23 protein-coding genes are annotated in these 26,102 nt (G+C 54.6%); 8 read left to right on the top strand and 15 right to left on the bottom strand.

Translation table 11 applies throughout. The annotated features are described in order from the left end of the window. Nucleotides 1-6 precede the first annotated feature (6 nt). The 10 genes from JMJ16_RS00685 to JMJ16_RS00640 form a co-directional block, all read right to left on the bottom strand. On the bottom strand, nt 7-420 hold the full coding sequence (locus JMJ16_RS00685) for a helix-turn-helix transcriptional regulator (protein WP_201377628.1): 414 nt from the start codon (nt 418-420) through the stop codon (nt 7-9). Nucleotides 421-426: 6 nt separating this feature from the next. Beyond that, a complete protein-coding gene (locus JMJ16_RS00680) occupies nt 427-1,137 on the bottom strand; it encodes a hypothetical protein (protein ID WP_201377626.1) in 711 nt (236 codons plus the stop codon). 95 nt (nt 1,138-1,232) lie between these two features. Beyond that, nucleotides 1,233-2,009 (bottom strand): hypothetical protein, encoded by a 777-nt coding sequence (locus JMJ16_RS00675; RefSeq protein ID WP_201377624.1) that lies wholly within the window; start codon nt 2,007-2,009, stop codon nt 1,233-1,235. 138 nt (nt 2,010-2,147) lie between these two features. Then, nucleotides 2,148-3,032: an integrase gene (locus JMJ16_RS00670; RefSeq protein WP_201377622.1), complete on the bottom strand. Its 885-nt coding sequence runs from the start codon at nt 3,030-3,032 to the stop codon at nt 2,148-2,150. A gap of 81 nt (nt 3,033-3,113) precedes the next feature. Beyond that, nucleotides 3,114-3,380 carry a hypothetical protein gene (locus JMJ16_RS00665; protein WP_236601095.1) on the bottom strand — a complete coding sequence of 89 codons (267 nt, stop codon included), beginning with the start codon at nt 3,378-3,380 and terminating at the stop codon, nt 3,114-3,116. 109 nt (nt 3,381-3,489) lie between these two features. Continuing rightward, nucleotides 3,490-3,681 (bottom strand): carbon storage regulator, encoded by a 192-nt coding sequence (locus tag JMJ16_RS00660; RefSeq protein ID WP_201377620.1) that lies wholly within the window; start codon nt 3,679-3,681, stop codon nt 3,490-3,492. A gap of 338 nt (nt 3,682-4,019) precedes the next feature. Then, nucleotides 4,020-5,258 (bottom strand): hypothetical protein, encoded by a 1,239-nt coding sequence (locus tag JMJ16_RS00655; RefSeq protein ID WP_236601094.1) that lies wholly within the window; start codon nt 5,256-5,258, stop codon nt 4,020-4,022. Between the two features lie 187 nt (nt 5,259-5,445). Further along, nucleotides 5,446-6,354: a hypothetical protein gene (locus JMJ16_RS00650; RefSeq protein ID WP_201377618.1), complete on the bottom strand. Its 909-nt coding sequence runs from the start codon at nt 6,352-6,354 to the stop codon at nt 5,446-5,448. Nucleotides 6,355-6,516: 162 nt separating this feature from the next. Continuing rightward, on the bottom strand, nt 6,517-6,834 hold the full coding sequence (locus JMJ16_RS00645) for a hypothetical protein (protein ID WP_201377616.1): 318 nt from the start codon (nt 6,832-6,834) through the stop codon (nt 6,517-6,519). Nucleotides 6,835-6,941: 107 nt separating this feature from the next. Next, the gene (locus JMJ16_RS00640) at nt 6,942-7,874 is read right to left on the bottom strand and encodes a hypothetical protein (protein ID WP_201377614.1); all 933 of its coding nucleotides are present in this window, start codon (nt 7,872-7,874) and stop codon (nt 6,942-6,944) included. An 821-nt stretch (nt 7,875-8,695) separates the two neighbouring features. On the opposite strand from JMJ16_RS00640, the gene JMJ16_RS00635 reads away from it, so the two are divergent. Beyond that, nucleotides 8,696-11,086 (top strand): hypothetical protein, encoded by a 2,391-nt coding sequence (locus JMJ16_RS00635; protein WP_236601093.1) that lies wholly within the window; start codon nt 8,696-8,698, stop codon nt 11,084-11,086. Between the two features lie 428 nt (nt 11,087-11,514). Here JMJ16_RS00635 and JMJ16_RS00630 read toward each other — a convergent pair whose 3' ends face one another. Continuing rightward, entirely contained in the window at nt 11,515-12,723 is a 1,209-nt protein-coding gene (locus JMJ16_RS00630; RefSeq protein ID WP_236601523.1) for a helix-turn-helix domain-containing protein, read from the bottom strand. Nucleotides 12,724-12,897: 174 nt separating this feature from the next. On the opposite strand from JMJ16_RS00630, the gene JMJ16_RS00625 reads away from it, so the two are divergent. Both JMJ16_RS00625 and JMJ16_RS00620 read left to right on the top strand, forming a co-directional pair. Beyond that, the gene (locus tag JMJ16_RS00625; RefSeq protein ID WP_201377610.1) at nt 12,898-13,203 is read left to right on the top strand and encodes an SDR family NAD(P)-dependent oxidoreductase; all 306 of its coding nucleotides are present in this window, start codon (nt 12,898-12,900) and stop codon (nt 13,201-13,203) included. Between the two features lie 13 nt (nt 13,204-13,216). Next, nucleotides 13,217-14,155, top strand: a complete 939-nt coding sequence (locus JMJ16_RS00620; RefSeq protein ID WP_201377609.1) for an SDR family NAD(P)-dependent oxidoreductase — start codon at nt 13,217-13,219, stop codon at nt 14,153-14,155. 64 nt (nt 14,156-14,219) lie between these two features. On the opposite strand, the gene JMJ16_RS56585 is transcribed toward JMJ16_RS00620, so the two are convergent. Continuing rightward, nucleotides 14,220-14,498: a hypothetical protein gene (locus tag JMJ16_RS56585; protein ID WP_201377608.1), complete on the bottom strand. Its 279-nt coding sequence runs from the start codon at nt 14,496-14,498 to the stop codon at nt 14,220-14,222. 473 nt (nt 14,499-14,971) lie between these two features. On the opposite strand from JMJ16_RS56585, the gene JMJ16_RS00610 reads away from it, so the two are divergent. Then, nucleotides 14,972-15,760: an alpha/beta fold hydrolase gene (locus JMJ16_RS00610; protein ID WP_201377605.1), complete on the top strand. Its 789-nt coding sequence runs from the start codon at nt 14,972-14,974 to the stop codon at nt 15,758-15,760. Nucleotides 15,761-16,088: 328 nt separating this feature from the next. Here JMJ16_RS00610 and JMJ16_RS00605 read toward each other — a convergent pair whose 3' ends face one another. After that, nucleotides 16,089-17,318 carry an ISAs1 family transposase gene (locus JMJ16_RS00605; protein WP_201377602.1) on the bottom strand — a complete coding sequence of 410 codons (1,230 nt, stop codon included), beginning with the start codon at nt 17,316-17,318 and terminating at the stop codon, nt 16,089-16,091. 178 nt (nt 17,319-17,496) lie between these two features. Here JMJ16_RS00605 and JMJ16_RS00600 point away from each other — a divergent pair, with 178 nt between their 5' ends. Continuing rightward, nucleotides 17,497-18,828, top strand: coding sequence for a hypothetical protein (locus JMJ16_RS00600; protein ID WP_201377598.1), 1,332 nt, complete (start codon nt 17,497-17,499; stop codon nt 18,826-18,828). Nucleotides 18,829-19,263: 435 nt separating this feature from the next. Then, nucleotides 19,264-20,439: a transposase gene (locus tag JMJ16_RS00595; protein ID WP_236601092.1), complete on the top strand. Its 1,176-nt coding sequence runs from the start codon at nt 19,264-19,266 to the stop codon at nt 20,437-20,439. 30 nt (nt 20,440-20,469) lie between these two features. On the opposite strand, the gene JMJ16_RS00590 is transcribed toward JMJ16_RS00595, so the two are convergent. Further along, entirely contained in the window at nt 20,470-22,515 is a 2,046-nt protein-coding gene (locus JMJ16_RS00590; protein ID WP_201377595.1) for a serine/threonine-protein kinase, read from the bottom strand. A gap of 1,088 nt (nt 22,516-23,603) precedes the next feature. Between JMJ16_RS00590 and JMJ16_RS00585 the strand changes: the two genes are divergently transcribed. Beyond that, nucleotides 23,604-24,065, top strand: a complete 462-nt coding sequence (locus JMJ16_RS00585; RefSeq protein WP_201377592.1) for a winged helix-turn-helix domain-containing protein — start codon at nt 23,604-23,606, stop codon at nt 24,063-24,065. 86 nt (nt 24,066-24,151) lie between these two features. Here the strand turns inward: JMJ16_RS00585 and JMJ16_RS00580 are convergent, their stop codons facing one another. Beyond that, nucleotides 24,152-25,015, bottom strand: coding sequence for a helix-turn-helix transcriptional regulator (locus JMJ16_RS00580; protein ID WP_236601091.1), 864 nt, complete (start codon nt 25,013-25,015; stop codon nt 24,152-24,154). A gap of 196 nt (nt 25,016-25,211) precedes the next feature. On the opposite strand from JMJ16_RS00580, the gene JMJ16_RS00575 reads away from it, so the two are divergent. After that, a complete protein-coding gene (locus JMJ16_RS00575) occupies nt 25,212-26,087 on the top strand; it encodes an NmrA/HSCARG family protein (protein WP_201377588.1) in 876 nt (291 codons plus the stop codon). The last annotated feature ends 15 nt before the right edge of the window (nt 26,088-26,102 follow it).

The raw sequence follows: 26,102 nt of genomic DNA, 5'->3' as shown, positions 1-26,102 counted from the left end.
TTGTGTTTAGCGCTGATCCTCACGTCTCTGCTGCAGCAGGTGTTCAACGGAGGACAGGGCCTCGCGTATCTCTTTGAGCTTGTCGGGCAAGATGTAGTAGTAGTTATGCGTCCCCTGTTGTTTTACCCCAATGAGTTTGGCAAACAGTAAGAGCCGCAAATGATGCGAGACGACGGGCTGGCTGCGTGGTATTCGTTCGACCAGTTCACTGACACAGAGGTTGCCGCCTTCCTGGGCGAGCAAGCGGAGCAAACGAAACCGGACGGGGCTGGCGAGAGCCTCTAGCAGGAGCACGAGGCTTGCGTCCTCTTCCAATCCTGCTTCTCGCCAGTCGGTGTTCTCGCCCGGCCCTGAGGCTGTCTCCGCGACGGAGGACATGAGTGAGAGATGAGGGGAACGTTGTTGCTGATGTGTGTTCATAAGGCGTTATCCTTTCTTCGGTGCGTTGGTTGATGGAGTGGGATCTTCGTTGCGGGTAAAGGGACCATCGGTGTACTGACAGAGCGGGCAGACCAGGGTCAGGGTGCGCTGTGTTTGCTGATCCACATGGGGTGTGAGCCAGCTTTCGCAATGGGGACAAGAGGGAGACTCCTGCATGAACCCCAAGGCCGTGGAAGGCAGGCTGGCGGCAGGCCTCAAAGGCACAATGACCTCTGTCTGCGCCGCGAGCCAGTGGCGGACTGCATCGGCGGTCTGCCCTCGCAATTCCAGCGTTTGGATGGAAGAGTTTGCGGCATCTCCCATGAGTAGATCTGGCAGTGAGTTATAGCGCAGGAGGAGGGTAGTATCGCCCTCAATGCCGCTTTCCAGCAGTTCGCAGATGTGTGCGCGTGAGAGCAGGTGGGTGCCAAGCTGGAGAAACGGTTGAGGGGGCGAGGAATGCGCGCGGAGATACCAGTTGAGCAGGACCTCCTGGTCGGCTTGGTTTTGAATCAAAAGTGGTGCCAGCCGTTCGCTTGCGAACACGACCTCGATCCCCGGTGCAAGCAGGCGGGAGCGGTGATCGATGAGGGTGATAATGTGTTCGCGATCAAGGATACGCCCACCCAGTGGGAGATACCGGTAGGACTGGTCCTCGTAGTGGGCCTTGTCGTCAACCTCAAGAGGTGCATGTGTGTCATGGTGGGTCTCAGACATAACGGTATGATGTCCTTTCTCTACGTGCGTTGTTGGTGAGACGTTGATTGTGTGAGATGTGTGATGGAGGGCTGCGGCAACGGGGAAGGGAATGGTTAGTCATGGACAGCAGCTCTCTGCATGGTCTGTTGTTGTGGGATGTCCTGGCAGGATGGCTTGCCTGAGGGCAATGGCAGTGGGGTGACCTGAAGGGAGCGCTCCGTGTAAAAAGTGATCAGTTGTGCCGTGCGTCTGCTCAGTGCGCGACTGACTGGCGGGGGAAGGTGTTCGACCTCTCGCCAGTCAGTAAGGGCGGCCAGCCGATGGAGTCGTGGAAGCAGGAGTTGAGGGAGCAGATGTAAGGGTGTGGGAGGGAGTGGAAAGCGCCAGATAACGTAGCTTGTATAATATGTGCTCACCTGGCATTGGCGTGTTCTCATCCCGCCTTCTATCCTGATCAGGAACTGATCGGTATAGCGCCAGGTACGAAATCCAGCGGGGGTGAGTGACCTGGGACGTGTCGGTGACGCTGGTGGAATGTGGACAAAATCAAGATACTGACGTCGCCACTCCTGTTGCCACCATGCGGCGAGGCATTGTTCCATCTCGTCATTGAACGGAGTCAGGACCTTATCGTGATAGGGCAGAAAGATGCGCGTGGGTTGAGGGAGCGGACCAAAGGGTTGAAAGAGCCGTTTGGGCGTGTCAAAGCCCTCGATACAGGCGAGGACGTGCTCGGGAAAGGCGTGTCGGTACCCGTGTTCCTGGTCTGTCACGTGAGATGGATCGCTGGTAAATTCCACGAACCAGGCCTGGGCCGTCGTTTTGTAGAGGCCGGTGAAGGCCTCTAGTTCTTTGAGCAGAAAGCGATAGCGGGTATCTTCTCGACGCATAGGGGATGTTCCTTTCATAAAAGACATGAAAAAACTGGCTCACCTGCCTGTCAGTGCAGGCAGATGAGCCAGTAAGTACAAAGAAAACGCGAATCTATATGCACAGGAACAGCAGTGCTCCTGGGTGATGGTGTCTGCTTAACGCAGGTAGGAGGTCAGGACCACGTCTCGACGGTTATGCCCCAGCGCGCGTGACACGACCAGGACGACTTCCTCATCAAGAATGCCGTGAGGGAGTCGTCCCTGTGACGGGGGCAGAGGACGTCCAGAAAGGGATTGATAGAGTGCCTGGGCATACTGCCGACGATAGGCATGGATATCGAGGTGCTTGGGGAGGCGAGGAAAGACCTTCTCCTCGCCCCGCCGTCCCTCGACCAGGCGGAGCACGGTAGTCTCTTGCCCTGGGAGGACAGGAACCTGGCGTATTTTGCCCCCTTTGCCATGGATGTGAGCGAGCACCACCTGCCCATCTGGCAGCCTCTCGATCTGGCCAACCCGTAGCGCTCGCGCTTCATGCCGCCGTAAGCCAGTTGCACCAAGAAAGGCAAGGAGATCCTGCCAGGCTTCAGCGGACATGTGGCGAGGCCGTTTCTGATGTGGGGATGGGGTACGGGAGCGACGAATGGCCTCTCGATGCCGTGCCGGTAATGCCACCTCGCTGGCAAGAGTCGGAGAGCCAAAGAAGAGGCGCAAGGCGCTGCGCGTGGTTGCAAGTGTCCAGGGGCTGTAGCCCTCCTGCACATGCAGGTGCAGGTAGGCAGAGACGAGTGCATCCGCACGCTGATCGATCTCGTGCAGCCGTTTGGTCCCATGCGTTGCGCGGCACCAGCACAAAAAGCGCATCACGATGTTCTGGTACGTCGTCCGTGTAGTATAGGCGTGAATCTTCCCATCAGAAAACGGCCAGTGATAGATTCCCAGGATGCGAGCCTGGGCTTTGGCGTGCGCGCGGCTCTGTCCCAGCGCCATCAAGCTGTCCAGCCTCTGTTGCGCTTCATAAAGGAGCCCTGGTCGTTTCCCCATTGTAGGTACATTCTTCTTTGTGTAAAATGATGTGGTTTTACAAGACCTGTCGTTGCGTTCAGTAATTGCGAAGCCGTCTGCCTACAGAGGATTGCCTCTGCAGAGCAGGGAGAAGACGGTGAAGAGGGGCTCCGTGCTCTCTTTTGTGCCCTGTGTTGTGCTGGCGCTTGCCTCCCAGAGAAGATGGGAACCATGCATCAGTCGACACAGGATACGTGTTGTCTTCTCGTGAGGTGCGGACAGAGAGCCAGGCTCAATCTGTTGCACGTGCAGTGCCAGCAGAGCAGGAAGGATGGAGCGACTCAACATCCACCCTTGCCCTGCCTTCTTATGCACTGCTGCTCTCATGAATGAGAACACTTGTTCTCCTGTAATACGGGCGAGTAGAGGTTGTGGTTACATGTTTTCTCCTCACTTTCTCAAAAAGCGACTTTTCATTGAAAAGGGAACAAGGGCCTCACTCTGGTTGTGTGACAGGAGGCTTCGAGAGGGGTGTTTTCCGTTGCAATAATTCCTCACGCACGATAGTGATCTCGGGGGGAGCGGTGATCCCGAGTTTGGCTCGTCCTTCATCCACCTCAAGGACTTCAATGAGAATGTTCCCAGAGAGGATAACGCGCTCCCCTTTCTTACGTCGTATGACTAGCATGATGGTTCCCTTCTTTCTTTTGTGATGGGCTCAAACAGCATTGGTGGATTCGTAGGTGGTGTATCCTGTTCTGGCGGTACCGTGTTCTCTTCGTAGGCACTGGCAACCGCTTTTTTGATCACTTGCCGTTTGCGCAGCGCGGGACGAAGCAGCGGAACCCACTTGGGATCGGGATGTTTGACGGTGACCTCTCCCTCTCGCCGGGTGCCATCTTTTCGTGTTGGGTAGTTGCGGGTAAAGGTGTCGATGATCCGCTGCTCATAGAGCAGATCTTCTGGTTGGGCCTGCGCCAGCCAGTTTCTGGCGTTTATTCGTACTTGTGGATTCTGGGGCTTCGTTCATCGTAGGACGAGAAGCCGCCTCTGAGAGGTCGTAGGTGACGGTGGTGTAGGTGCGCGAATGCGTGACCCACTTCTCTTTAGGCTTCCCTTTTCCTCGTTTACGCGGGACAGATGCTTTAGTCTGGTAGGAGACAACACGTTCAGGAAATGACGGCGCCTGAGGGTGCGCGCATAGCGTTTGTGGAGCATCCCGGTCGCGAGGGCAAGCCAGCGTGTCCAGGGAAAGACCTGGCTCATGTGCTGGTCGTGTGGCAAGACCCAACACGCGTACTGTGTGTCGTAGGACAGGCGCAAGAGCACCGACGCATTCTCGCCGATGATATCAATGTTCCAGCGCGCGGCTTCTTGCCCAAGGATCTGGTGCGCCTGAAGCCAGGCGTCCAGATGCGTGCTCGGGTCAATGAGCCTGTTCAGCTCTCGTGCCGGGTAGCGCGGGTAGAGAAACACGGCTCGCACGCGACCAAGGGGATCAGGTTGTGGCTCCTCAAACTCGATCCAGTACCGTTGATCTGTCTTGAAGAGGTCGGTGACCAGCGTGTTATAGTGAGCCAGCTGGTCATCAGGTGTGGTCCACCCCTTACATACCCAGAACTCCTCAAGGGTTTGGAGGAGGTCCTGGTACATCTGCCTGGCAGAGGCGGTCCAGAGCCAGAGGTGCGCATGGTCCAGCATCTGGCAGAAGATGCTGACGTAAAAGGGGTCAGCCTGGACCGGGGGAACGCCTGACATGATCCGTTCCCCGGCGAACATCATTTTGAAGACCTCGACGAAAGGTTTTCCCTCCGCGAGGATGGTCTCAATGGTGGCAATCCAGGCCTGATTGCGTCGGTCTCTCTCCTCCTGAGAGAGGGCGACATCGGGCGTCTCATGAAAGGCGACCGGGCGATACTGATGGGAAACACGGGTTCTGCCAAATTGGGTGTCTCGGGCGATTTCATGCTCTTTGCTCAGACGTGCGCGAACAAGCGCGTCCAGATATGTCTCTTCAAGTGTCAGAAAGGGCCTGTAATGCGTGAGAGGGGCTTCGAGGCGCTTTTGTTCCTGCTCGGGAGGGGCGATGGCGCCTAAGCAAAAGACGATGATGTAGTAGTTGCCACCCGTCATATAAGTGTTAACGGTCAATGTCAGGTCGATGGTTGCGACAATCGTTTCAAGCGAAGCGAAGAGCGCTTGTTGCGCGCTCCGACTGGGGACCTGAACCGCACGATACCAATTGGGAAGAAGCAAATCCGTCATAGGGACTCCTTTCCAAAAAACACGCTCCCACCAGGAGCAACACGCCTACAATGCTGCGTGACGCGTATGTGCGCGCTTCTGGTGAGAGTGAAGGACGAAGAGGAAGAAGATGGAGAGTGAGAAAGGGACAGTAGGGGAGGCGAACGGGCTATAGGAGTGGGCGAAGAGCCCTGGCAAGAAGTCTCGGTCATGAGCGAGGCTCTTCCCATTGGGCCGCTTCAAAGACCCTGGGCAAGAGGCGTTGCCAGAGGGAATAGAGATGAAAGATGGAGGTTGGCTCTGCCTGTGGCAGAAGTACTGCGTGGAGCAAGACCAGGGGCTGGCGCGTAAAAAGGGCGCTGCTCAGCGTCTCGGGTGGTTGCCAGAGAAACCCCTGCCAGCACATCCCTGGCGCAGGCTCGACCAGGTAGGCAAGGCGCGCCAGGTGAGCAGTGCCAAGTGGCTCACATTCATCGGCCCTTGGAGGAGGAAGGGTCCGTTCGATCCAGCGCAGTTGCCAGGCGACCGCGTCGAGTTCCCCAGGCAGGTCCGTCTGCCAGGTCAACATGGCATCCCCTATTTGTGCGAGCGACAACGCGTTCTCACGTGGCGTTTGCTCAGCCATGGCAAACAGAAAGGCCTGAGGAAGCGTGTCTCGTGCAGAAGTGCACCTGTCAGCCGTAGTGACGAGACCCAGGTTGGTGGGGAGAGGCTCTGAAGAGGTGCTTGTCGAATTGGGGAGGGCATGCCAGAGGATCTGTGTCCCTAACCGACCAGGATAGGTATCAATGACACAGACGGCTCTCAGGCAGTCCGGGCAGACGCGCATGGGTAACTCGTGAAAGGTGCCGTCCTGGCGCATCGGCGCGTGTAACTGGTGTCCAATGTAGGCCGCTTGCTCAGAAGAAAGCCGAAGCACGAAGAGGCGGTGGTCGGCCTGCCACCAGGGCGTAGCGCAGCGAGGGCACCACCAGAGGACTTGCCTTCCGCCATAGATGGTCTCTGGAAAGAGTTGGGAGAACTCCCTGGAGAGAAGCACCTGTTGCTGCACGCGACCATCGTCATAGTGGGGCGGAACAGCATTGAAAACATCATCGAGGGATGCTATGCTAAACATGTTGAGAATCCTTTCTTTTCCGCGTGAGAAGAGAGGAAAAAAAGGAACGCCCGGCGTATTCGTAGTACGCCGGGCGTTTTTTGTGGTATGTGCATTGTTCTCTCTTCTTCACTCGATGAAACTCAGGCAGGCGAAAATGCCTGGTCTTTGTCCAAAAATGCCTTAAAGTGCCGCGTAGGATAGATGGCCCGACGCGTGTATTACCACACCGGTAACCAGCAGCAAGCTCTGCCATTCGCGAGGCGAGAGCTGCTTTTGCCTGGCGGCAGGGTGTCCGGGAGGGACCTCGAGACTTGCCAGGGGACCAAGCACCGTCCACCAGACGCGGGAGATGGGGAACGGGCTGATCCGGGGCAGCAAGAGCGGGCCATGTGCTCGGAGAACAAGATTCAGGCTTCTGGTCGCTGCGGCGCAATCGGGAGAATATCCAGTGTGGGGGATACCAGGAAAGGACCAGGAAGCGCGAGCATGATGTGTCATGAAGTGAGACTCCTTTGTTCGCAAGGGAACAAACAACAAAAAAACGCAGTCCGCCCTTCTCGCGAGGGAGAAGGCAGTGGGACTGCGTTTGGCGAAGGGAAACAGGATTAAAGGAAGTAGGAAAGAATGAGGGTTTGGAGCGCTGAGAGTTGGTCGGGATCAGCCACCTCGACAGACAATTGCGCGTGCAGCATGTGCCAGCGCTCTTGTTGGGCGGCAAGCACCATCGCCTTGTATTCACCTTCCATCTTTTGAATGGAGAGGCGAAACTGTTCGACTTTAGTGGTAAGAAACAGCTTGCATTGCTCTGCGTACAACTCCAACTGTCGGGTATACACCATTGACTGGTAGTTCATGTTCGTCTGGGTGGGACTCACAGGACGACCAATCCCGGTGAGAACGTGTAAGCTCCATTGTTTGTGTGCTTGATTTCGACCTGCTTGATAGGCGTGGGGAACCTGAGCGATCTCATAATCGAGGCGGTCTCGCTCGTAGGTCCAGCGCTGCTCAAATTGCAAGAAGATCTCGTGCGCGGAAATGGATGCCAGGTGATGCTGCTCAATCCGTTCTTCTTGATGGCGCAAAAGCTCATCGAGAAGAGGAAGACATAATGCCAGACACTGCAGGGTCAGCACGAACTGGGGCGCGCATTTTTGGAGGTAGGCACGATAATTGGCCATGCCCCGTTGGATCTGCACGAGCCGTTGATCCCAGTGCTGCTGTTGCTGCTTCACCCATTGGTGAAACAGACGCTGCTCGGCTTCCACGGCCCAGCGAGGGGTGGTGGTACGCGCGCGGGAGAAGCTCTGGGCAATGGCGAGATTGGCCTGAGCGGTCTCACAGGCAGCAATTGCACCCAACCACGCGCTAAAGCGGTGTTGCGAGGCGCTCACCACATTGTGAAGGTTTTCCAGAATGCTTAAAATGACCGACTCTTCGCGTGCCAGAAGGCAGAGTTGGTTCTGAGTGTCGATGAGGTCGCGAAGGGCCTTAGTGGCGCGGCAGTGGGTCCCGCAGGGACAGAGTGATCCTTGACTCATGGTGGTGACTCCTTTCGAGATGGGCAAACAAGGCACAGAAAGGCACCACACCTCTTTCCACCAGGGGGAAGAGGTGAAGAGTCATAGGTACTCTTGTGTCTGAAAAAGACCTCCTTTCTGCGCTAAATACAAAGGAAACCGGTGGATGGGTAACGCGGAACGCATGCAGGCGGAGAGACTCGACACCTCCATGCGGGGTGTCTGCAAACGCGAAGCAACGGAGAGACTCAGACGCTGCTTCACATTCGTAGCGCCACCAGAGCCGAACGGCTCTCTCTCATGGACGAGAGAAGAGAGAACAGTGCGACTCTGGCGCAGACGGCGCCGCTTCCCTTCCCCTCGATAGTGAGGTAGAAAGGCTCCCCTGGACATTGCCAGGACCATTCATCCCCTATGGATGAATAGCACACTTCCACTCTGTTTGTACCCAAAAAAGCATCTCGGGTCAATGGGGTATTTCCGAGGAGAAGGCCGTCAAAAGTGACGCCAAAGAAGAGGAGACCGCTCTCTTCGTCAAGATCCTCCCATCCCATGGAGCTTGATTGGCTTGTGGAGCGGATCGAAGAAGGATTCATAGGATCCACACGAAGGGGAACGCAGGCGATGTTTCTCTGCAAGCGTCCAACTTCGCCCAAAATCGCGAAGTACTTCGCCCACTATTGGGTGGTTTTGCTCTTCCCTTTTTGACAGGCTTTTCAGTACACTAAGAGCAGGTTGTGTGGCTCTCACATTGTGCCTCCCTACCCCTACTCTTCTCCACGACCAACCAACACACGTGAGGGTCACATAGCTTCATACTGATGAAAGGTAGACAGAACAACATGATTAATAAAGAAAGTCTCCTGCTCCCCTCACCTGCCCCTAAAGATGTGTGCCACGCTCCTCCAAATGGGATGCAAGGGCGTGAAGCGCAGCCGGTGGCTCGAAGTATGCTGCATCTGGTTCCCCTTGTATTACAGGAGCAGGTGCAACAGTTGTTTGGGTCACAGGACCGGCGCTGTCTCAAGGGGCGGGCGTTTCTGGACCAGTGGCTTCGGGTGGCGAGTATCGAGCAGATCCTTCTTGTCCCTCATGAACCTCCCCAACCAGTTGCGGTGCTCACGATCCAGAACCTTCGCGCGTTTTGTAGCTTACCTTCACACGTCTGGCCCTGGTGCTATGACAGCACCACAAAATACCTGTCGGTGTTACAAGCGGCAGGCCTTCTCTACAAAGTGAAACAGCCCAAAGGGATGGGAACCACCTATTATTTTCCCCTGACGTCGATGCCCTGTTTGCCTGTCTCTGTTGAACAGGTGCAGCAGCTCACGCATCGACGTAAAAGCGTCAAACGCTCGCGTGCGCTGCAACGGATTTCAGCGTATTTGAAGGCGCAGACTACCAGCGTCGAGAGCGATCACGATGGAAAGGAGGCAAGCGACATGAAAACCCGCCCGGGATATCTGAGTCTGGTTCCACCTCCACAGCAGGGACAAGGACCACATGATCATGCTTCCCAGACGATGGAAAAGCATAGTCAGCCATCTGGCGTAGAAGAGCAGGCAGGACGTACGGTTGGGCGCCTGACGGCGATGATGCAGTCCTATGGAATGCGTCTCACCCCTGCCGTGAGAGCATCGATAGCCACCATTGTCTGGGAGGAACTGGCCCACTCAACGCAGACGGTCTCACCACAACCGTCTGAGGAGCGGGATCCTGCTCCTTCGTTCTCCGGAACGCAGTCGAAACCATCAGGTGATGTGATGCATCATGATCGAACGTTGATGAGACGCCAGAGTCGACGGTTTCAAAGAAGGTCTAGGATTGTGGAAGAAGATCCTCGACCTGAACGCGATAGGGGAACTCCAGAGGAAAACCGTCGACTTCAACCTGCAGCATTGATGTGTGTGGAGCAGGGGAGATATGCTGAGAAACCGTCGACTTCTGTGGAAGACCGTCGACCTGTGGTGCAAGAAACCGTCGACTTGGGCGGTGCACAAACGCAGACCCAGGAGGCCCATACGCGTACACGCGCGCATGCGCGCGTTGAATTCACGTCTCTCACTAATCATCAATTACCAAAAAAAGAAATAGATGATAAAAGTGAATATGAAGTGAGAGAACAGGGCCTTACAAAAAAACAGGTCGACGGTTTAATGCGTACCGGAGAGCCGCAAGGTCGACCATCGGTTGACTGTGCCCATAGAGAGGTCATTGATGAACCTTCTCCCACTCCGGCTTCTCCAGCGCACGTGGATGTCTCTCTTGTGACCACCAATGAAGAGAGTGATGGTCCTTTTCGCTCACTTCGAGATCAGGTGGTTGCGATGAAGCGTGTGTATGAGTCGGCGACCCATGAGATGCTGGAAGCACTGGCTCTGGATTACTCGGAGCGCTTCAGTGAGACGAGTGAGAAGGTCGGCGTCTACCTCAAGCGTCTGCGTGAGCACCCAGAGTGGCTGCATGTGGCGGCGGTGGATGCTCTGGTGCGCACCTGGTTCCCTGATCCTGGACGTCGTGCGGCTCGCTTGGGAGGAGGATGGGTGATCAAGAAATACCGTGAGTATGTGGATGGGCAGGAAGAGCCTCCCGCCGAAATGGTGGCCTGGGCACAGTGGATGTTGAATGGTGGATTGAGCTATAACCACCTGGAGTGGGCGCTGGAAGGTACAGCGCGTAGCGGGTGCACCACCCCAGGTGGGGGCGAACGCCCTCTTCCTCATGAGGTGATTATTGACGCTGAATGGTTGCAGGAGTTCTGGGCGGCAGGTGGCGCACAGGGTCTGGAGCGCTACGGCTATCTCTTTGTGGATCGTGATGGTGCATTCTTGACCCCTCAGGAGTACGAGCGGCATCGCCAGGCCGCGGTCAATGACATCATTACCACCCCCTATGATCTTGATGATGCCGAGGTAATGTATGAGATCCAGACCTATCTGGCCTGGGCCGAGTCTCAGCGGCTTCCTGTGGAAGAAGAGCAAGCCCTCCTGACCGATCTGCCACGCCCCTTGCAGCAATGGGTGAGTGCGCTACATAGACGGATTGATACTGATCGCTACAGCATTGGTGTGCGCCTGGCGCCATGTAGTCGACGACGGGTGATCGAAATTATTGAGCGTGCCAATCCCGAGAGGGTCTGGCATCTGGAGAAGCAAGAGCAGATCCTTGCCTGGCTCGAATGGTATGCTTGCGTCGCTGTTGTCGCACGTGAAATGGTAGGTGCTGGAGTCTAACTTCTGGAAAGGTTCGAGAGCGAATTGATTGAGTGTATATACCCACGGGATGCGCAACGAGATTTCATAGCTGAACAATAAGGGGAAACCGGCGAAATGCAAAAGAACCGCCCCTCCTTCACTAGACCTCTTCAAATGCTTGAACCAGGAAGAGGCAAACATAATTGCCAATCGTCTTCAGGAAACCAATCCTGGGTAGCTTTCGCTGAATATCCAAGATTCCATAAGCATCAGTTACTACAATATCAGTTATCTGAGAGCTGGCTCTTTCTTCAGCAACTTGGGGACAGATGGGGCCAGAAACTCCGACAAAGTGTCAAGAAAAAAGAGAGAAGTTTCCAGAAATACCTCTTCTCCCTCCGAAGGAAGAGACATATCTGGAAACTCGCTTGAGAAGATGACCTGCAAGTGGGGACAGATGAGGATATTCATAACGATCTGTTCCCATTTGCACTCGATGTCTGGGAGCCATCTTGCACACGGAGACCTCGAACTCCTCGTGTTTTTGTGCGCCTCCCAAGACCTGTGGAGACCCATTGTCGAACACCGACTTCCAGACTATGTGCAGCTAACGATTGAGATAAGCCTTTCGCCTTCTTTGGTTCGTATCCGTGTGCCTCACACCACTGTGCATAGGAGGTCATGACGTCGCTGTTTGCTACCCATGCCCCTTCCACTCTTTGACCGCATGCTGCGAGCCACAATCCAACCGTGTCTTGTCCTGATCGCTGTGTCTGTGGAAGATGGTGGACCGCTTGAGGAGAATGAGACCCCTGCCCCTCTTGTTGATACCACTGCTCCAGCAGTAGATCCACTTTGCGAGGCGTGTCTGCTTCCTCCAACGGGGTATACACGGTGACTTTGAGATCTGGCGTGTCGAAGACCTGAAAGGTGAGCCGTTCAAATAGGAGATACCCCACCTGGGGATGGTTGAGCGTTTTCCGCCCTTCTTGTCCACTCCGTACTTCATGATCAGGCCACCAGGCGCGAAATTCAGGGCTGTGGAGCTGGAGATCGTGGATCAACTCCATCAATTGGGCATCTCCAGGATACCGACCACAACTACTCCGAAATTGCGCTAAGAGCTGTCGTGCATCTTCTTCCCAATTGACGACGAATTGCCGAGACACGGGATTGGTGAAGATGCCCCAGATCGTATTGCGTTCGCGGAGGGTAGTCATCCGGCGGTAATCGCCAAAGACTGCGCATCCGGCATCGTTCCAGGCCAGGACATCCCATCGTCTTCCTGATACAAAGGCCGGGCGAGTGCCAAACTGATCAAGGAAATGTTGCAACGCTGGACTCACGATCTCGGTTTCCAGCACAAGCGCCGGAGGCGCCTGTTGCTGGGCTAAGAGGAAGAGATGGGTTCTTTCATTGGCATCCAGGCGCAACGCCTGCACCAGGCGCTCTAAGACCTGCGTGGAAGGCGTAATAGAACGTCCCTGCTCTAACCAGGTGTACCAATCCACGCTGACACCCACCAGCTGGGCCACTTCCGCTCGTCTGAGTCCAGGCGTTTTGCGCCTGGTACCTTTCGGCAGTCCCACCTCTTCAGGCGTCAGCCTTGCCCTGCGCGTCCGCAGAAAATCTCCCAGTTCATGCAGACGATGGTCTTGTTGTTGAGGCTTGAGCACCAAAAGCGCCTCCTTTTCCTTTGCTCAAGGCGGTTAGGGACGATTCCCGGGTGAAACATAGGAGTCTCATTCCTATGATTTCTGCTCATCTTGTTCTAGGATCTCCATCAGTATACCATAGAGACATGGGTGGAGTGCCTGCAACAAGTCAAGCGAAAGGCAAGGGATGACACAATGGATTTACGATTGGCTGAGCAGAGGGCACTGGTGACCGGATCGAATTCCGGGATAGGCGAGGCGATCGTGAAGCTGCTCGCTGCGGAGGGTGTTGCGGTCGTGGTGCATGATTGGAACGTGAGCCGAGCCAACGCCGTCGCCGAGGTGACCCTCCCCGGAGGAGGGAAGACCGAGGTCGCCCTTGGCGATCTCACCATCGACGCCGGAGCAGATGCGGTTGCCGTCGCGGCGCTCTCCGGTGAAGCTGTCTGGCGAGCACTGGCAGGATCTGCTCATCCTAAAAACCGCAACTTTAACTCATGAAAGAGGAAACACTATGACACGTACAACCACCATCAATACTCGGCAAAAAGCCTGGGTGATCACTGGACCAACATCGGGCATTGGCCACCGTACGGCACTCAAACTCGCCGAACACGGCACGGTCATCCTGGTCGGCCGAGACCCAAAGAAGCTTCGTGAGGTTGAAAATGAAATCAAGGCACGGCTTGGCGGGAACGCGGTATCGGTCATCGCCGATTTTTCCGACATTGAGAGTGCGCAGCATGCTGCCGCAGCAATCACTGCACTTCATCTTCCAATCGCTGGCGTCCTCAACAATGCCGGTATCATGCTGACTCGTGATGCTAAAAACGAACGCGGCTGGGATCTTGTGTTTACAACCAATCATTTTGGTCCGTTCGTTTTTACGGAATCGCTGGTTCCTCATCTGGCTGACGGCACACATGTCGTGTTCACCTGCTCGGGCGTTGAAGACCCTGAACGAAAACCTGCGGTTGCTGCCGGTTTTCGAGGCGGACGCTACATCTCGGCTGAAGCAAGCGCCCGTGGCGAATGGCAGCCCGGTGGTTCAACTCATGCTGGATACGACGCCTATGCAACGTCGAAGCAGGGGAATCTGGCGACGGTCTTTGCGTTCGCTTGTGAGTTCCCGCGCCTACGCTTCAACGCTGTTGAGCCCGGCTTCAATCCCGGTAGTAACCTCGGTCGCGATGCTCATCCTGCTCTTCAATTTATCGCGAAGTACGTCATGTCACCCCTGGCTCCTTTCGTTCAATACTGGAGCACCCCGAAGATCGCTGCACGTGTTCTTACGAAGATTCTGACCGAAGAGTCTCATGCAACTGGTGTGTACTATGACGAAAATGGCAAGCCAATGCACGCTTCCAAGCAAGTAAGTGATCCGGCTTTTCGTGATCGATTCATCGCTGAAACGCGTGAGTTTCTCACTCAGGCTGCCAGAGGAGTTCAATAAACGGAGCGGGATGGTGAGCACTGCACTGGGCATGGGTGTGATGGGAACAGTGTCGTTTCCGGGCTCATAGGTGTAGACCCCGTCTATAGTGGAATGCCTCCGCAAGGTGGGCAGGAGTGATATCTTCAGAACCCGCGAGATCAGCGATGGTACGTGCGACCGTGAGAGATCGTAATGTTGCATCTTTGGTGAACCCAAGGGTGGCTTGGGCTTGCGTCAAAAGGTGTTGGCTGTCGTCGTCAAGTGAACACCATTGGCGTATCTGCTTCGGTGGAATGAACGCGTTCAAGGTGCCAGTGCGTTGTTGTTGTACATGCTGTGCATGCTGAATACGGTCTCGCATGAGTGTGAAGGTATCTGTTCCCCTTTTGGGAGGAAGGATGTGATTGGCAATGCGGGGGACATTGATTCCTGTATCGAGGAGGGTTGGCTGTAGTCAAGGGGTATGGGTATGTGCTGCACCACCTCCCGGAGGGGCACAAAGCGGAAAGCAATCAGACATCTGAATGGGCATGCCGGTGTAGGATTTTCATATATACATAGTACTTCGCTCAGAATTGGGAAGAACTTCGCGCAGTATTGGGTGGTTTTCATCTTCCCTTGTTTCCTCTGTGTAAGGTACACTTAGTCCCGTACCTGGCGACATTGGCTGAAACTTTCCTGGATTTGCACTGGCGACAGCGATGATGCCGGTGCGCCGGAAGCTATCAGGGGTTGCATCTTGTAACAATGGCCGGGCATTTGTAGTCAGGTCCATAGTACAACAGTATGTTCAGATAAATTACAAAATTTTGGTAAAATGGAGGATCTTTCACCATGCCACTATCCATGCCACGTCCCTCTGATCCACGTGTTCCTTTGCCTCCAACGAGGCGGCGGATATGGTGCCGGTTCGCGGGCATCCCTGAGAACCCACCGTTGCTCTTGCTTCACGGCGAGTGGCAAAGTAGTGTGGTGTTCACACCCTATATGGCGTCTTTGTCTCGCCACTACTACGTGGTGGCGCCGGATCTCCTTGGACACGGCTTTTCTTCCAAACCAGCGGGACCATCTGCCTACAGCATCCTCTCCTGGGCTGAGGACCTGGCGATCATATGCGAGACCACCCTTTGCCTGGATGACCTACACGTGGTCGCCCTCGGATGCTTTGGCACGTGCCTGCTCGATGCGCTGCAGTGGCATGGGACGCTGGCAGAGCGCATGCGTGCGCTCGCCATCCTTCCCTTCCCACACGCGTACCCATTTTCCCTCCTGGAGCGTTTGTCTTCACCTGACGTGGCGATTTCGTACGGTGCCGCTCATGAACTTGCTTCACTTTTGCTTCCTCTCTTCCCACAGGATGGCATCGCTCCTGAGCGTGCCCATGGAGAACTCCTGTCGCAGATTCGGTTGGTCCATCCTCAAGCGAGCGCTGAACTCTGTCATCTGGTGGAGTACATGGAGACGGAGTATACACACTGGGGGAAGCCGCTCATGATCCTTCAGACGCTCAAGGATCTCTCGTGTCTTGTGGCAGAGAGCAACGCACCTCTTGCCATAAAAAACAGCTTTCAGGAGCAAGAATTGAGTGCATGTACGGCACTTGTCTCTGAGACATCTTGCTAAAGAGGGAACGTGAGCAACCAGAAAACTCCTGGCGCCTGGAGGACGCGGATCAGATGCTCTGATGGATGCGTTGGTTTCGCTCTTCCCAGGTTTCGCAACGATTACCTTAGAAAACGAGCATGAGGAGTTGTGTCAGACCTATGAATTTCGTATAGACAATGTGTCCACATTCCTGGTAAGGGCATCGTTGCGAGAGAGCCGAAAAACAGAGTGTGCCCTTACCCCAAAGGACTGAAGGAGGGTTTTAGACAGTTGTCAAAACGCTATAATTAGCATGTCGTTCTGCAACTACCTATAACAGCTTCAAAGAAGCCAGGGCTTTCCAATTCTAATAAACCACACATTGTCCAGTAAGAACGAGATCAAGAGCTTGATCAATATGGGCATCAAAGTAGCGCATCTGGCGAGCGACATTGCGGACCCCCACGCGATCCATGAGACTCAAGACGGTGCTATTGAGCTGGGCCAGCAGACTGGGAACCACTCCTGTACGCGTTTGACAACCATCTTCGCCTAAGGTCACATCACGTCGATGATGGAGGCAATTTTCAACGGCCCAATGGGCTCTGATAAGTTCAAGCATGCATGTGGGAGGCGCTTGGTATATCGAGAGACTGCTCAACCCATAGACCACCTCGTGACGGATCTTTCCCGACTTGAGAATGCGCGTGGTTCTTTCCAGCCGAAAGACTTGCTCGATGCCCTCCCAATCTTTGCTAAACCAGTCGTTAAGATCAGGGCTACAAAGAATTTGGCGATGTTCCAAGCGCCCATGCCCTTTGTTCCAGGTTTCTGCCTGCTTCCAGCGCCGTCGATCAGGAGAAGGATCCTCAAAGAAGGCAACAATATCCTCTCGCAGCGTTGGCTGATTGTCCTTGGCAATCAAGATGTAGTCTCCACTCAAACGAAGGACCTGCGCGCACAGTTGCCGTTGAGTATGCATAGCATCAAGGGTGAGAATGCGCCCACGCACCCATGAAGGTGCAAATAAGGGCTTGAGGGCACTGATCTCATTTTCCTTGTCTTGCACATTGCAATGCCAAAGCACGGTGCCAGTCTGCACCTCATAGCAACTGAGTTGATGAACCGGGTGAGCCTCTTTGCTTGTGGCCCGCAGGGCTTTGCCATCAACAGCGACCTGAGCATGTTTGGCTTGGATGCCTGGCGTCAGCAGGCGACTGGGTTCCTCTCCACACCGGGCCTGGGCTTCCCAACGGGTGAAAAAGGCAGAAAGAAGCTCATCGAGATGCTTGCTGTCTACTCTGGCAAGGACATTGCAATAGGTCATCTGGCATGGCATCTGCTGGCGGGAGAGCCCAAAGCGCTGTGCTAAAGGCACTCGATGATGACGAACCCACTCGGTTGCTGCACTCAGGGTCTTTTGCCCTGCTAGTTTGGCAAGCACAAGCAGAGAAAGAACCAAGGCCAATTCGTATCGTTTTCCTTGTTTTCGTCTCGTATCTGAGAGGGCTCGCAAGCTCTGGTACAACGAATTGACGGGAAGCGTTTCTGGGTCGTGTTCGGCTCGTTTTGCGAGCATGAATGTGGTATAGTCCATGCAGAGTTTTCCTTGAGATGTGATTTGGTTTTGTATTCTACAAGGAAAACTCTTCTTTTTCACCTCCTTTGTGAGAATTGGAAAGCCCTGTCAAAGAAGCCCAAACAGTTGCAAGCACATGCTTTTCCTGTTATACTTCTCGTTATGAGGACAAATGTTCGTAAGAGGAGGAGGAACGATGCGTACCAACCGTACCCACCAGTCCCTGACCTATGATGTGCGGTTGCCTGACGAAGCCCAGGCAGATGCGCTTCGCCTCCTTGACGCAAGTAAGGCCGTCGTCAATGCGGCACTGATGATCCTCTGGCCCTGCCTCGACGCGTTTGCGGATGAGCGTGAAGGGCCTGCCTGGAAGCAGGTTGGCAAGTCCATCGCAAGCCCATTGCCGCATGGTGATCGTCAATGGCGCTGCGAGAGCGAGGTCGTCGGGCGCTTGCTGCGGGCGCAGGCCGAGCGCAAAAAAGTCTTTACCCTCGTCGCCCCCATTCTCTCCGATGGCTTCATTCGCCCCAAAACGGAGAGGCGCCCAGCAGGCAAAAACCGTCCAGCCATCAAAGAAGCCATTACGGCCTTGCAGCAGAGCCTCGATGAGGATGAAACCAGCTTTGTCACCCTACAAAATGTGGTCGAGCAAGCCTGCAATTTTTTCTTGCAGCATGATCGTTTCCCCACTTCCTATGAAGAATTGCAACCCATCCCCTTGTTACACGTTGGTCTGCTGACCTATGCAGGAGACGATGGTGGCACAAAAGGCCAGGCCTATCGGCTGGCTCTTGACGCAGATGCAGGGGTGGCTCGGTTTCGCTTCCGCTCCCCTGACGAGATGGGGGTGTGGCGCTGGCGCAAAGAGGAGACCCTCATTGCGTTACCTGCTTGCCTCAAAGAGCGTCTTTCCGACGGGAAGCTCATGGCTCCCACGTTGCGCGAAGAGCGCCGAGCCGATGGTGAGCGCTTTGCCGTGCTCGACTTCATCATCGAGGTCGAAAAAACAGCCTTGCCCACCTGGGAACAGGTTGAATGCGTCTTAGGCGTGGACTGGGGTGTGCATACCCTGTTGACGGCGACTGCCATCAATGAACACAGTGAGCAGGTCGGCAGGCCATTCTTCCTGGACACTGGCGGCCTTGATGGCAAACAAGCCCGCACGCGGCGCCAGATTGATGAACTCAAGAAGAAGGTCGCGGCCTTTGAGCAGGAACGAGATGCCTTGCCAGAAGCCCATCCCAAACGCGCCTGGTACCAGGAGCGCCTCGAACTCTATCGCCGCGAGATCGAGCGCTGTTGGGGCAAATATGAGCGGCGCAATCGAGCGCTGGCGCATCTGGCAAGTAACGTCTTGCTGCTGTTATGTCAGATCCATGGCTGCTCGCTGCTCTCGATGGAATCGTTGAAAGCCCTCAAAACCACCGGGCGAGGGAAAGGTGTCCGGGGGCGCTGGCGCCACTATCGCAATAACTCGACCGTCCGCGGGGACATCTGGAGGATCCTCCGTTATCAAACCGGCCCGTAAAACCCTTGGCTAAAGCCCTGTCTTTTCTACACATTTTACAAGGCGAATTCGCCGCATGGCTGAAGAAGCTTTCCGGGGAAGAAGAGTTGACAAATACGGCCTGAAATCTCAGACTTGTCAATCCGCATCTGGTACGGTCTCTTCTTTGCCTCGTTAAATGTGTAGAAAAGACAGGACTTTAGCCATAGGGATATGAGGGTCGTTCCTTTTGTGGGTGGATAGGGTGGTAGGGGAGAACGCTACACTTGTATTTGTGCTCACAATGTTGTATAATTACAACTATGAAGAGGCAGAGAGAAGAACAAACGACGATCAAGATGTGGGTCAAAACACACGACAGCTTGAGACTTCTTGCGGCTCTGCAAAAGAAAAGCATGGTCGAAGTGCTTGATCGGTTAGTGCGTGAAGCTCTCAAGAAAGAGCAGGTGAAACACTATGATGCTCAAGAAGACGTATAAGCTTCGCCTGTATCCGACAAAAAAGCAAACTGAGAAGCTGGAATGGACCCTTGCCAGATGTTGTGAACTCTACAATGCCGCGCTGCAAGAACGCCGGGAGAGCTACACGTACACTGGCAAGGGGACGAACTATAACCAGCAGGCCATGCAACTGCCTGAGATCAAAGAGCTTCGAGAGGAGTACAAGGAGATTCACTCTCAGGTCTTGCAAGATGTGCTCAGGCGAGTAGAGAAGGCCTTCAAAGACTTCTTTAAGCGGGTCAAAGCTGGAAAGAAGCCAGGATACCCCAGATTCCAGAGCCGCACCCGCTATGATAGCTTTTGCTACCCACAAGCTGGCTTCTCGATCAAGAACGGGCGTCTGGAGCTTTCCAAGATTGGGCATAGCAAAATCAAGCTGCATTGCAAGGTGCTCGGCACGATCAAGACGTGTACGATCAGGCGAGAGGGCGGCTGCTGGTATGCCTGCTTCTCCTGTGAAGTAGGTCAGGTGCTACGCACGCCCTACACCGATGAAGCGGTGGGGATTGATCTGGGCGTCTCAAAGCTGGCAACCCTCTCGACTGGCGATGTGATCGAGAATCCCAAACACTACCGACGTGCTGAGAAACGTCTTGCCAAGGCTGGACAAGCTCTCTCGAGAAAGAAACGTGGTTCTCAACGGCGCAAGAAGGCTGTACAGAGGATTGCCAAGCTGCACAGGAAGGTGCGCAATCAACGCAATGATTACCTGCATCAGTGGTCGCGCCGCCTGGTCAATACCTACGAAACGATTGTCTTTGAAGAGATCGCGCCTGCCAACCTCTCAAAGCGTGCAAAACCGAAACAAGATGAGCAGACAGGGCAATATCTCTCGAATGGAGCCAGTGCCAAATCTGGCTTGAATAAAAGTATACTTGATGCTGGCTGGTCAACCTTCATCGCCTTCTGCGAGTACAAAGCTGCGAACGCTGGTACGGTAGAGGTGGTGAAGGTTGACCCCAAATACACCAGCCAGGTGTGCTCAGGTTGTGGCGTCGTGGTCAAAAAAAAGCTCTCAGAACGGTGGCATTCGTGCGAATGTGGCACTGAGTTGGACCGCGACCACAACGCCGCTCTCAACATAAAAGCTCTTTGGCTCGGACGGAGCCTTCAGGAAGCGCAAGCCTCCTGAGAAGCCCCCGGCTTGAGCCGTGGGGAGTCGTCACAGATGGCACGTCTCGGATGGTGCGGCGCTTTTGGTGACGACATTGGGACTAGTCGTGGTGACGATGCTGGTATGCTCAATGTCGAGCTGTACGAGGTTGAGCAGGTTGAGCAAAATGGTCAGCTGACGACTAAAGCGAAAGCTTTTGCTGGTCTCACCCGCGATAAAGGTGAGTGTCGTTGTGTTATAGCTTGCTCCGTTATCGGATGAGTATTTGGCGGTAACCACGCCGCCAGGGCTGTTGTCGCTGACTGTGATTGTCGCTATAGAGGTTACGGTGGCGATACCTCCACAGGAGGCCGAGATGGTAGGGGGATCGAAAGTGATATCGACTCCTTGCACCTGCAATGGATTGGTTGTCGTCGATGCCACGCTCCCGGGTGGAATCGGCACTGGTCTGGTCGATATGCCAGTGGGTCCGGCTGTAGGGGCTGGGGGAGGCGCTCCTGAGGCCCCGGGGGATGGGGGACTCGCCTGAGTACTTCCGGGCGTCTTGCCAATGGCCGGGCTGCCTGTTGCGCCAGGAGTTTGGGTTGTTGGAGGAGTGCCAGGAGTCTGATCTGCTGGAGAGGTGGAAGGAGTTTGAGTTGTTGAGGATTTGACAAGTGTTTGAGTTGTTAAAGGGGAAATGGGTGTTTGGGACTGCAGAGAAACGGCGGGCATAAACGTTGAGGCATAGCTATTGAGGATTGTGTTCATTGCAAGTGTTCCTAGGAGTCCGAGAATGATAAGAAGCATAGCTGCGCTCAGGAGCAATCTCCCGTGCCTCTTCTTGCGCTCTCTGTCATTGCTGCTGGCCGTGCTCCGCATGGATAGAGAGGACTCTTGCTCGCCTCCTTTTTTATTGATAGGGGTGAATGTAGAGATCTGCTTCGATTGTTTCAGCTCGCTAGATGCCTGTTTCAGTTGATACTCGCCTCTCTGTGGCAAGGGTACTGGCGATTCTTCCGTAGAATCAGCAGGCTCGCTCGTACGGAGTGAGGGATCTGGCCAATCTACTCCTGTGATGGGTGATGATGGCGTCCCATAGCCGCTCGAAGGAGTGCTGAGACTGCTTGCACTATTGGATGAGACGCTCCGTGAGACAGGGCGAGACTCAGCTAGGGAGAGTTGGCTGGGCAATTCGACACTGCACTCTGATATCGAGTGCTCGAGCACTGGTTCGGCGGAGGCTGATGCGCCGTGGAGGGCCTGGTGAAAGGCCTGCGCGAAGGCGACTATGGTGGGATAACGCTCCTCGGGCTTCTTCGCCAGGCCTCGCTGGATGACAGCGCTTAACTCAGGAGAGATCTGCGGATCAAGCTGACTGGCATCGGGTGGCGCGGTCTGGATATGCTGATAGAGGATGGTAACGGCATCGCCTTGAAAGGGATAGTGCCCTGTGAGCAACTTGTAGCTCATGATTGCCAGGGAATACTGGTCGCTGGCGGGCACAGCCTCTCCACGCCACTGTTCGGGGGCCATGTAATTTGGCGTGCCGCGGGCGTGTTTGCTTGAATTGGAGGAGCCCAGGCGCAGGCGAGCCAGCCCAAAGTCCGAGAGCAGGAGATGGGGCACGTCGGGCTGGATAGAACTATTACTGACCAGAAAGTTCGATGACTTTACGTCCTGGTGAACGACCTGATGGTCGTGAGCGTATTGAAGTGCGTCCGCCGCCTGGCGCACGAACGGCTCTACCATCAGAGGAGGCAGCTTCGCATGGTGCAGCTTGCGCAGCCATATGTCAAGCGAGCCCGCAGCATGATACGGCATCACGAGATACGTGAGTTGGGCAGCATTCAACATGATCACCCCATAGTCGAAGAGGGGCAAAATATGGGGATGATCCAGCATCGAGATCATGCGCGCCTCGCGCTGAAAGATGCGCAATGCCTTACTGCTTGCCTCTCCGCTCTCATCCTCCGCCTCATTGGTGCGAACGATCTTTACCGCGACCTGGCGCGCGAGGCGCATGTCGTCAGCGAGATAGATCTCGCCCATGCCTCCGTTTCCCACCAGTCGAAGCAAGCGGTAATTATGTATCTGCAATCCATCGAGTGGCATTTTTTTACCCTGAATCCCTTAAAATAAAAACTTGTGCATGTTACGACGACAAGTTACCCTGTATATTTATCACTACAGGTTGAAATAGATGCTGATCAATATACGGCTTTAGTTATATGCTTATCCTGGTATTGTTATCTGTACAATAAACTTTAACAAATATGATACATTTTGGCAATTAATAAAGCATAAAAAGATAGAATCGTAAGTAAAATGAAAGACTTTGCAAACACATTCATAGCGATTGGCTTCTGAAGATCCTCTAAAAAGATGTGGGTAAGAATCAGGCATTCACTCATGGGGCTTCTGGCGAATAGACTCATAACCAGAGGAGCAGATTTCCTTAGAATACAAGGACTTGATGATTTGGGGAGATCTGCTAGGATATCTGCCCTATGGTAAGATAGTTCAAATGGGAGAGGTCAGCACTCAATCAGAGCGATGGCTCTTCTTGGCTGCCTGCCAATTGACTGAAACAGCACTTAGAGGGAAGTGACATGTTCAGAAGAAAGGCCTTCCACTGCTGGTCACAGCAGTTCTTGAAAGAGAAAGGTGTTCACCCTCTCCAAGCTGTCGAACGCTTCGCAGGGCTACACAACGGCAAAGCAAGGCATGAGCGCGTGAACGGGCAGGCACCGCCCTTCAAGATATCTGGTGTGTAGACCAGAGCTTGAGCGTATTCCTCACCCACTACGGGGTTGAACGAGTCATAGCCACGCTACATCTCTTCACAACACCGACTACGTAGGAGTGCAAGAAGAAGCCGCACGGTTCGCGCAACCGTCGGCGGAGTGTCACTCCAATCGGGAGATTCCTCGAGTCGCTTCGAGGGTTTCCTGCTTCGCTGAGTCTTGCCTGATGTGGTTTTTTCCGGACGTGGCGTGCAGCGTTCTTGAGCCGTATGCACCGCAGCAGGTCTTACAGATGCTCCACAGGCGAGGACAGCAAGCCTAGTTGCCATAATGTTTTTTGTCGCATTCACACTCCGATTGTAGTGGATGCCACAGACGGTAAGTACTCCGTCCTTCTTTTATTGATCTCAGCAGAGAGACGTAAAGCAAACAAACGAAGAGCCAATCAAAGGAGGTATGAGCAAGAAATCGACCCCTCCCAAAGATTGGCGCGAAGGACGACGGATGCGCGCCTGGGAACTGCAAGAACAGGGATGGAAACAGAAAGGTATCGCGGCGGCACTTGGAGTCACCGAGGGAGCCGTAAGCCAATGGCTGAAGAAAGCCAGGGAGCAGGGAAAGAATGTCTTGCGGCATCAGCCCCCTCCCGGTGCCACGCCCAAGCTGAGCCAGGAGCAGCGTGCGCAATTGCCCGTCTTGCTCTCGCAAGGAGCCGAAGCGTTCGGGTTTCTTGGACAGGTTTGGACCACGAAGCGAGTGGCTCAGATGATCCAGCAACAGTTTGGGGCCAGCTATCATCCGGCCCATTGTAGTCGTCTCCTTCGCGCCATCAAGTGGAGTCGACAAAAACCATCCAAAAGGCGACCCAGCGCGAAGCGGCGATCCAGCAGTGGAAAGAGCAACTCTGGGAAGAGTTAAAAAAAACTACGACGGCATTTTTCTCTGGGATAGTTACCACGAAACAGCAACGCGCGTACCATTTCAGACAGCAAATCATCCACGTATTAGGATTTCACTTTGCCACATTCGTTCTCTCCGGTCATTAACACGCTCAATTTGGCGGTTGTATCTTCTTGTGCCAGTGGTGTATAGATGATCATTTGCAGGTCAGGCTGCTCAGGCATGGGGAAGACGGTTGGGTGCAAGGCGAGGCGACCAACCTGTGGATGATTGATTTCATAGAGGCTGCCACAGTCCAACACAATCTCATGCTCAGGCCACCAAGCGCGAAACTCCGGGCTGGCTTGCTGCAACTCCGCAATCAACTCGTTTAACCATTGATCATCAGGATACTGGTCATGCCTGACATGCAATGAGGCGAGACAACGCCGTGCCTCTCGTTCCCAATGCACTTCAAAAATTCGTGAAGACGGGTGCATGAAGTGAAACCAGGGGCCATTGCGCTCTCGTTCAGAGCGACTCGGATAATCGCCAAAGATCCGCCTGGCGCTTTCGTTCCATCCCACCACATTCATACGTTGATCAAAGAGCCTGATAGGGTAGATGAAGCCATCAAGAATGGTTTGTGTGGTGGCGTTGGGTGTGGGCTTTTTCTTGCTCTGAGTATCTATTGGGGGAAGTGGAGCTTGTGCCAGGAGAAACAAATGGCAGCGCTCTTCCGCGTTGAGTTGCAGGATGGACGCGAGGCGTTCCAATACCTGATCGGAAACCTGAATATCCCGACCTTGCTCGAGCCAGGTATACCAGGAAACACCCACACCAACCAATTGGGCCAGCTCTTCTCGTCTGAGGCCCTGCGTTCGCCTCCGCTGAAATGGTGGCAGATGAAATTGTTCTGGATGCAGACGCGCACGACGATTTTGCAAAAAATCGGCCAGTCCCGTGCGGTGTTTGACTCTTTCTCTCATGCATTCCTCGTTGCTCCCCGCGCTCAGTACTCTTGCGTGAGCATATGACTTTCTAGACATATGATACAACACACTCCTGGTTAAAGCAGAGGCGTCGCTTCATACTACCACCAGAGAGCGAAGAGGATACGTGGGTGGGCAACATCAGTTACGTATCAAGGAAAACCGGTGTTTTGTGGAGTATCAGGAGAGCGTTATGGAGAGAACAGATAAAATTATTCTCGTCACAGGTGCCACCGGTCGGCAAGGCGGCGCAACGGCCAGGCATCTGATGGCTGCGGGCTGGCATGTGAGGGTATTCTCCCGCGACCGAAACTCGCCTGCTGCACGAGCGCTACTGCAGGCAGGTGCTGAAGTCGTCCAGGGTGATAACGACGATCGTGCATCGTTGAGAGCAGCCATGAAGAGCGTCTATGGCGTCTTCAGCATCCAGTTCGCCAGCTACGATGATGAGGTTCGCCAGGGAAAAAACGTGGCGGAGGTGGCCAAAGAAGTTTCAGTTCAGCACTTTGTCTATGCCTCGACTGCTGGCGCGCCAGACCAAGCTCGCCTCCGCCCGTTTAGCAAGTGGGCTGTTGAGCAGCACATCCAGGCGCTAAAACTGCCAACGACGATTCTGCGTCCGACCGCGTTCATGGACTATATTATCGGTCCGACCTTCGGTGTGCCGCGTGGTTCGTTTACGAGCTCGTTCAATCCGGATGTGGCGGTGCAGTTAATCGCCGTAGATGACATCGGCGCGTTTGTCGCCCTGGCGTTCGAGCATCCGAATTTCTACGTCGGGAAAACCCTCGAAATCGCCGGAGATGCGCTCACGCCGCCACAGATCGCCGCCGCAATCTCTCGCACGATTGGGCGCACTCTTCCCTCTGTCCATATTCCCATTGAAACCCTTCGCCAGCAGAATGCGGATGCCGCCCTTGCATATGACTTTGTTAACAAGGGAGGGTATCAGGCGGATATCCCCACACTGCGCAAGCTGCACCCTGGTCTGAGGGACTTTGCTACCTGGCTAGAGAAGGAAGGAAGGGCAAAACTCGAGGCCCTGGCGCCTTTGTCACGCAAAAGATAAAAGGAAGAGATGAAA

The sequence above is a fragment of the Ktedonobacter sp. SOSP1-52 genome, from assembly GCF_016587395.1.
This window is presented reverse-complemented; position numbering and strand designations above follow the sequence as displayed.

Bases quoted from the DNA above. Each gene is read 5' to 3' on its own strand.
- JMJ16_RS00685 (WP_201377628.1), bottom strand. From the start codon at position 420: ATGAACACACATCAGCAACAACGTTCCCCTCATCTCTCACTCATGTCC.
- JMJ16_RS00680 (WP_201377626.1), bottom strand. From the start codon at position 1,137: ATGTCTGAGACCCACCATGACACACATGCACCTCTTGAGGTTGACGAC.
- JMJ16_RS00675 (WP_201377624.1), bottom strand. From the start codon at position 2,009: ATGCGTCGAGAAGATACCCGCTATCGCTTTCTGCTCAAAGAACTAGAG.
- JMJ16_RS00670 (WP_201377622.1), bottom strand. From the start codon at position 3,032: ATGGGGAAACGACCAGGGCTCCTTTATGAAGCGCAACAGAGGCTGGAC.
- JMJ16_RS00665 (WP_236601095.1), bottom strand. From the start codon at position 3,380: ATGAGAGCAGCAGTGCATAAGAAGGCAGGGCAAGGGTGGATGTTGAGT.
- JMJ16_RS00660 (WP_201377620.1), bottom strand. From the start codon at position 3,681: ATGCTAGTCATACGACGTAAGAAAGGGGAGCGCGTTATCCTCTCTGGG.
- JMJ16_RS00655 (WP_236601094.1), bottom strand. From the start codon at position 5,258: ATGACGGATTTGCTTCTTCCCAATTGGTATCGTGCGGTTCAGGTCCCC.
- JMJ16_RS00650 (WP_201377618.1), bottom strand. From the start codon at position 6,354: ATGTTTAGCATAGCATCCCTCGATGATGTTTTCAATGCTGTTCCGCCC.
- JMJ16_RS00645 (WP_201377616.1), bottom strand. From the start codon at position 6,834: ATGACACATCATGCTCGCGCTTCCTGGTCCTTTCCTGGTATCCCCCAC.
- JMJ16_RS00640 (WP_201377614.1), bottom strand. From the start codon at position 7,874: ATGAGTCAAGGATCACTCTGTCCCTGCGGGACCCACTGCCGCGCCACT.
- JMJ16_RS00635 (WP_236601093.1), top strand. From the start codon at position 8,696: ATGATTAATAAAGAAAGTCTCCTGCTCCCCTCACCTGCCCCTAAAGAT.
- JMJ16_RS00625 (WP_201377610.1), top strand. From the start codon at position 12,898: ATGGATTTACGATTGGCTGAGCAGAGGGCACTGGTGACCGGATCGAAT.
- JMJ16_RS00620 (WP_201377609.1), top strand. From the start codon at position 13,217: ATGACACGTACAACCACCATCAATACTCGGCAAAAAGCCTGGGTGATC.
- JMJ16_RS56585 (WP_201377608.1), bottom strand. From the start codon at position 14,498: ATGCGAGACCGTATTCAGCATGCACAGCATGTACAACAACAACGCACT.
- JMJ16_RS00610 (WP_201377605.1), top strand. From the start codon at position 14,972: ATGCCACTATCCATGCCACGTCCCTCTGATCCACGTGTTCCTTTGCCT.
- JMJ16_RS00605 (WP_201377602.1), bottom strand. From the start codon at position 17,318: ATGGACTATACCACATTCATGCTCGCAAAACGAGCCGAACACGACCCA.
- JMJ16_RS00600 (WP_201377598.1), top strand. From the start codon at position 17,497: ATGCGTACCAACCGTACCCACCAGTCCCTGACCTATGATGTGCGGTTG.
- JMJ16_RS00595 (WP_236601092.1), top strand. From the start codon at position 19,264: ATGATGCTCAAGAAGACGTATAAGCTTCGCCTGTATCCGACAAAAAAG.
- JMJ16_RS00590 (WP_201377595.1), bottom strand. From the start codon at position 22,515: ATGCCACTCGATGGATTGCAGATACATAATTACCGCTTGCTTCGACTG.
- JMJ16_RS00585 (WP_201377592.1), top strand. From the start codon at position 23,604: ATGAGCAAGAAATCGACCCCTCCCAAAGATTGGCGCGAAGGACGACGG.
- JMJ16_RS00580 (WP_236601091.1), bottom strand. From the start codon at position 25,015: ATGAGAGAAAGAGTCAAACACCGCACGGGACTGGCCGATTTTTTGCAA.
- JMJ16_RS00575 (WP_201377588.1), top strand. From the start codon at position 25,212: ATGGAGAGAACAGATAAAATTATTCTCGTCACAGGTGCCACCGGTCGG.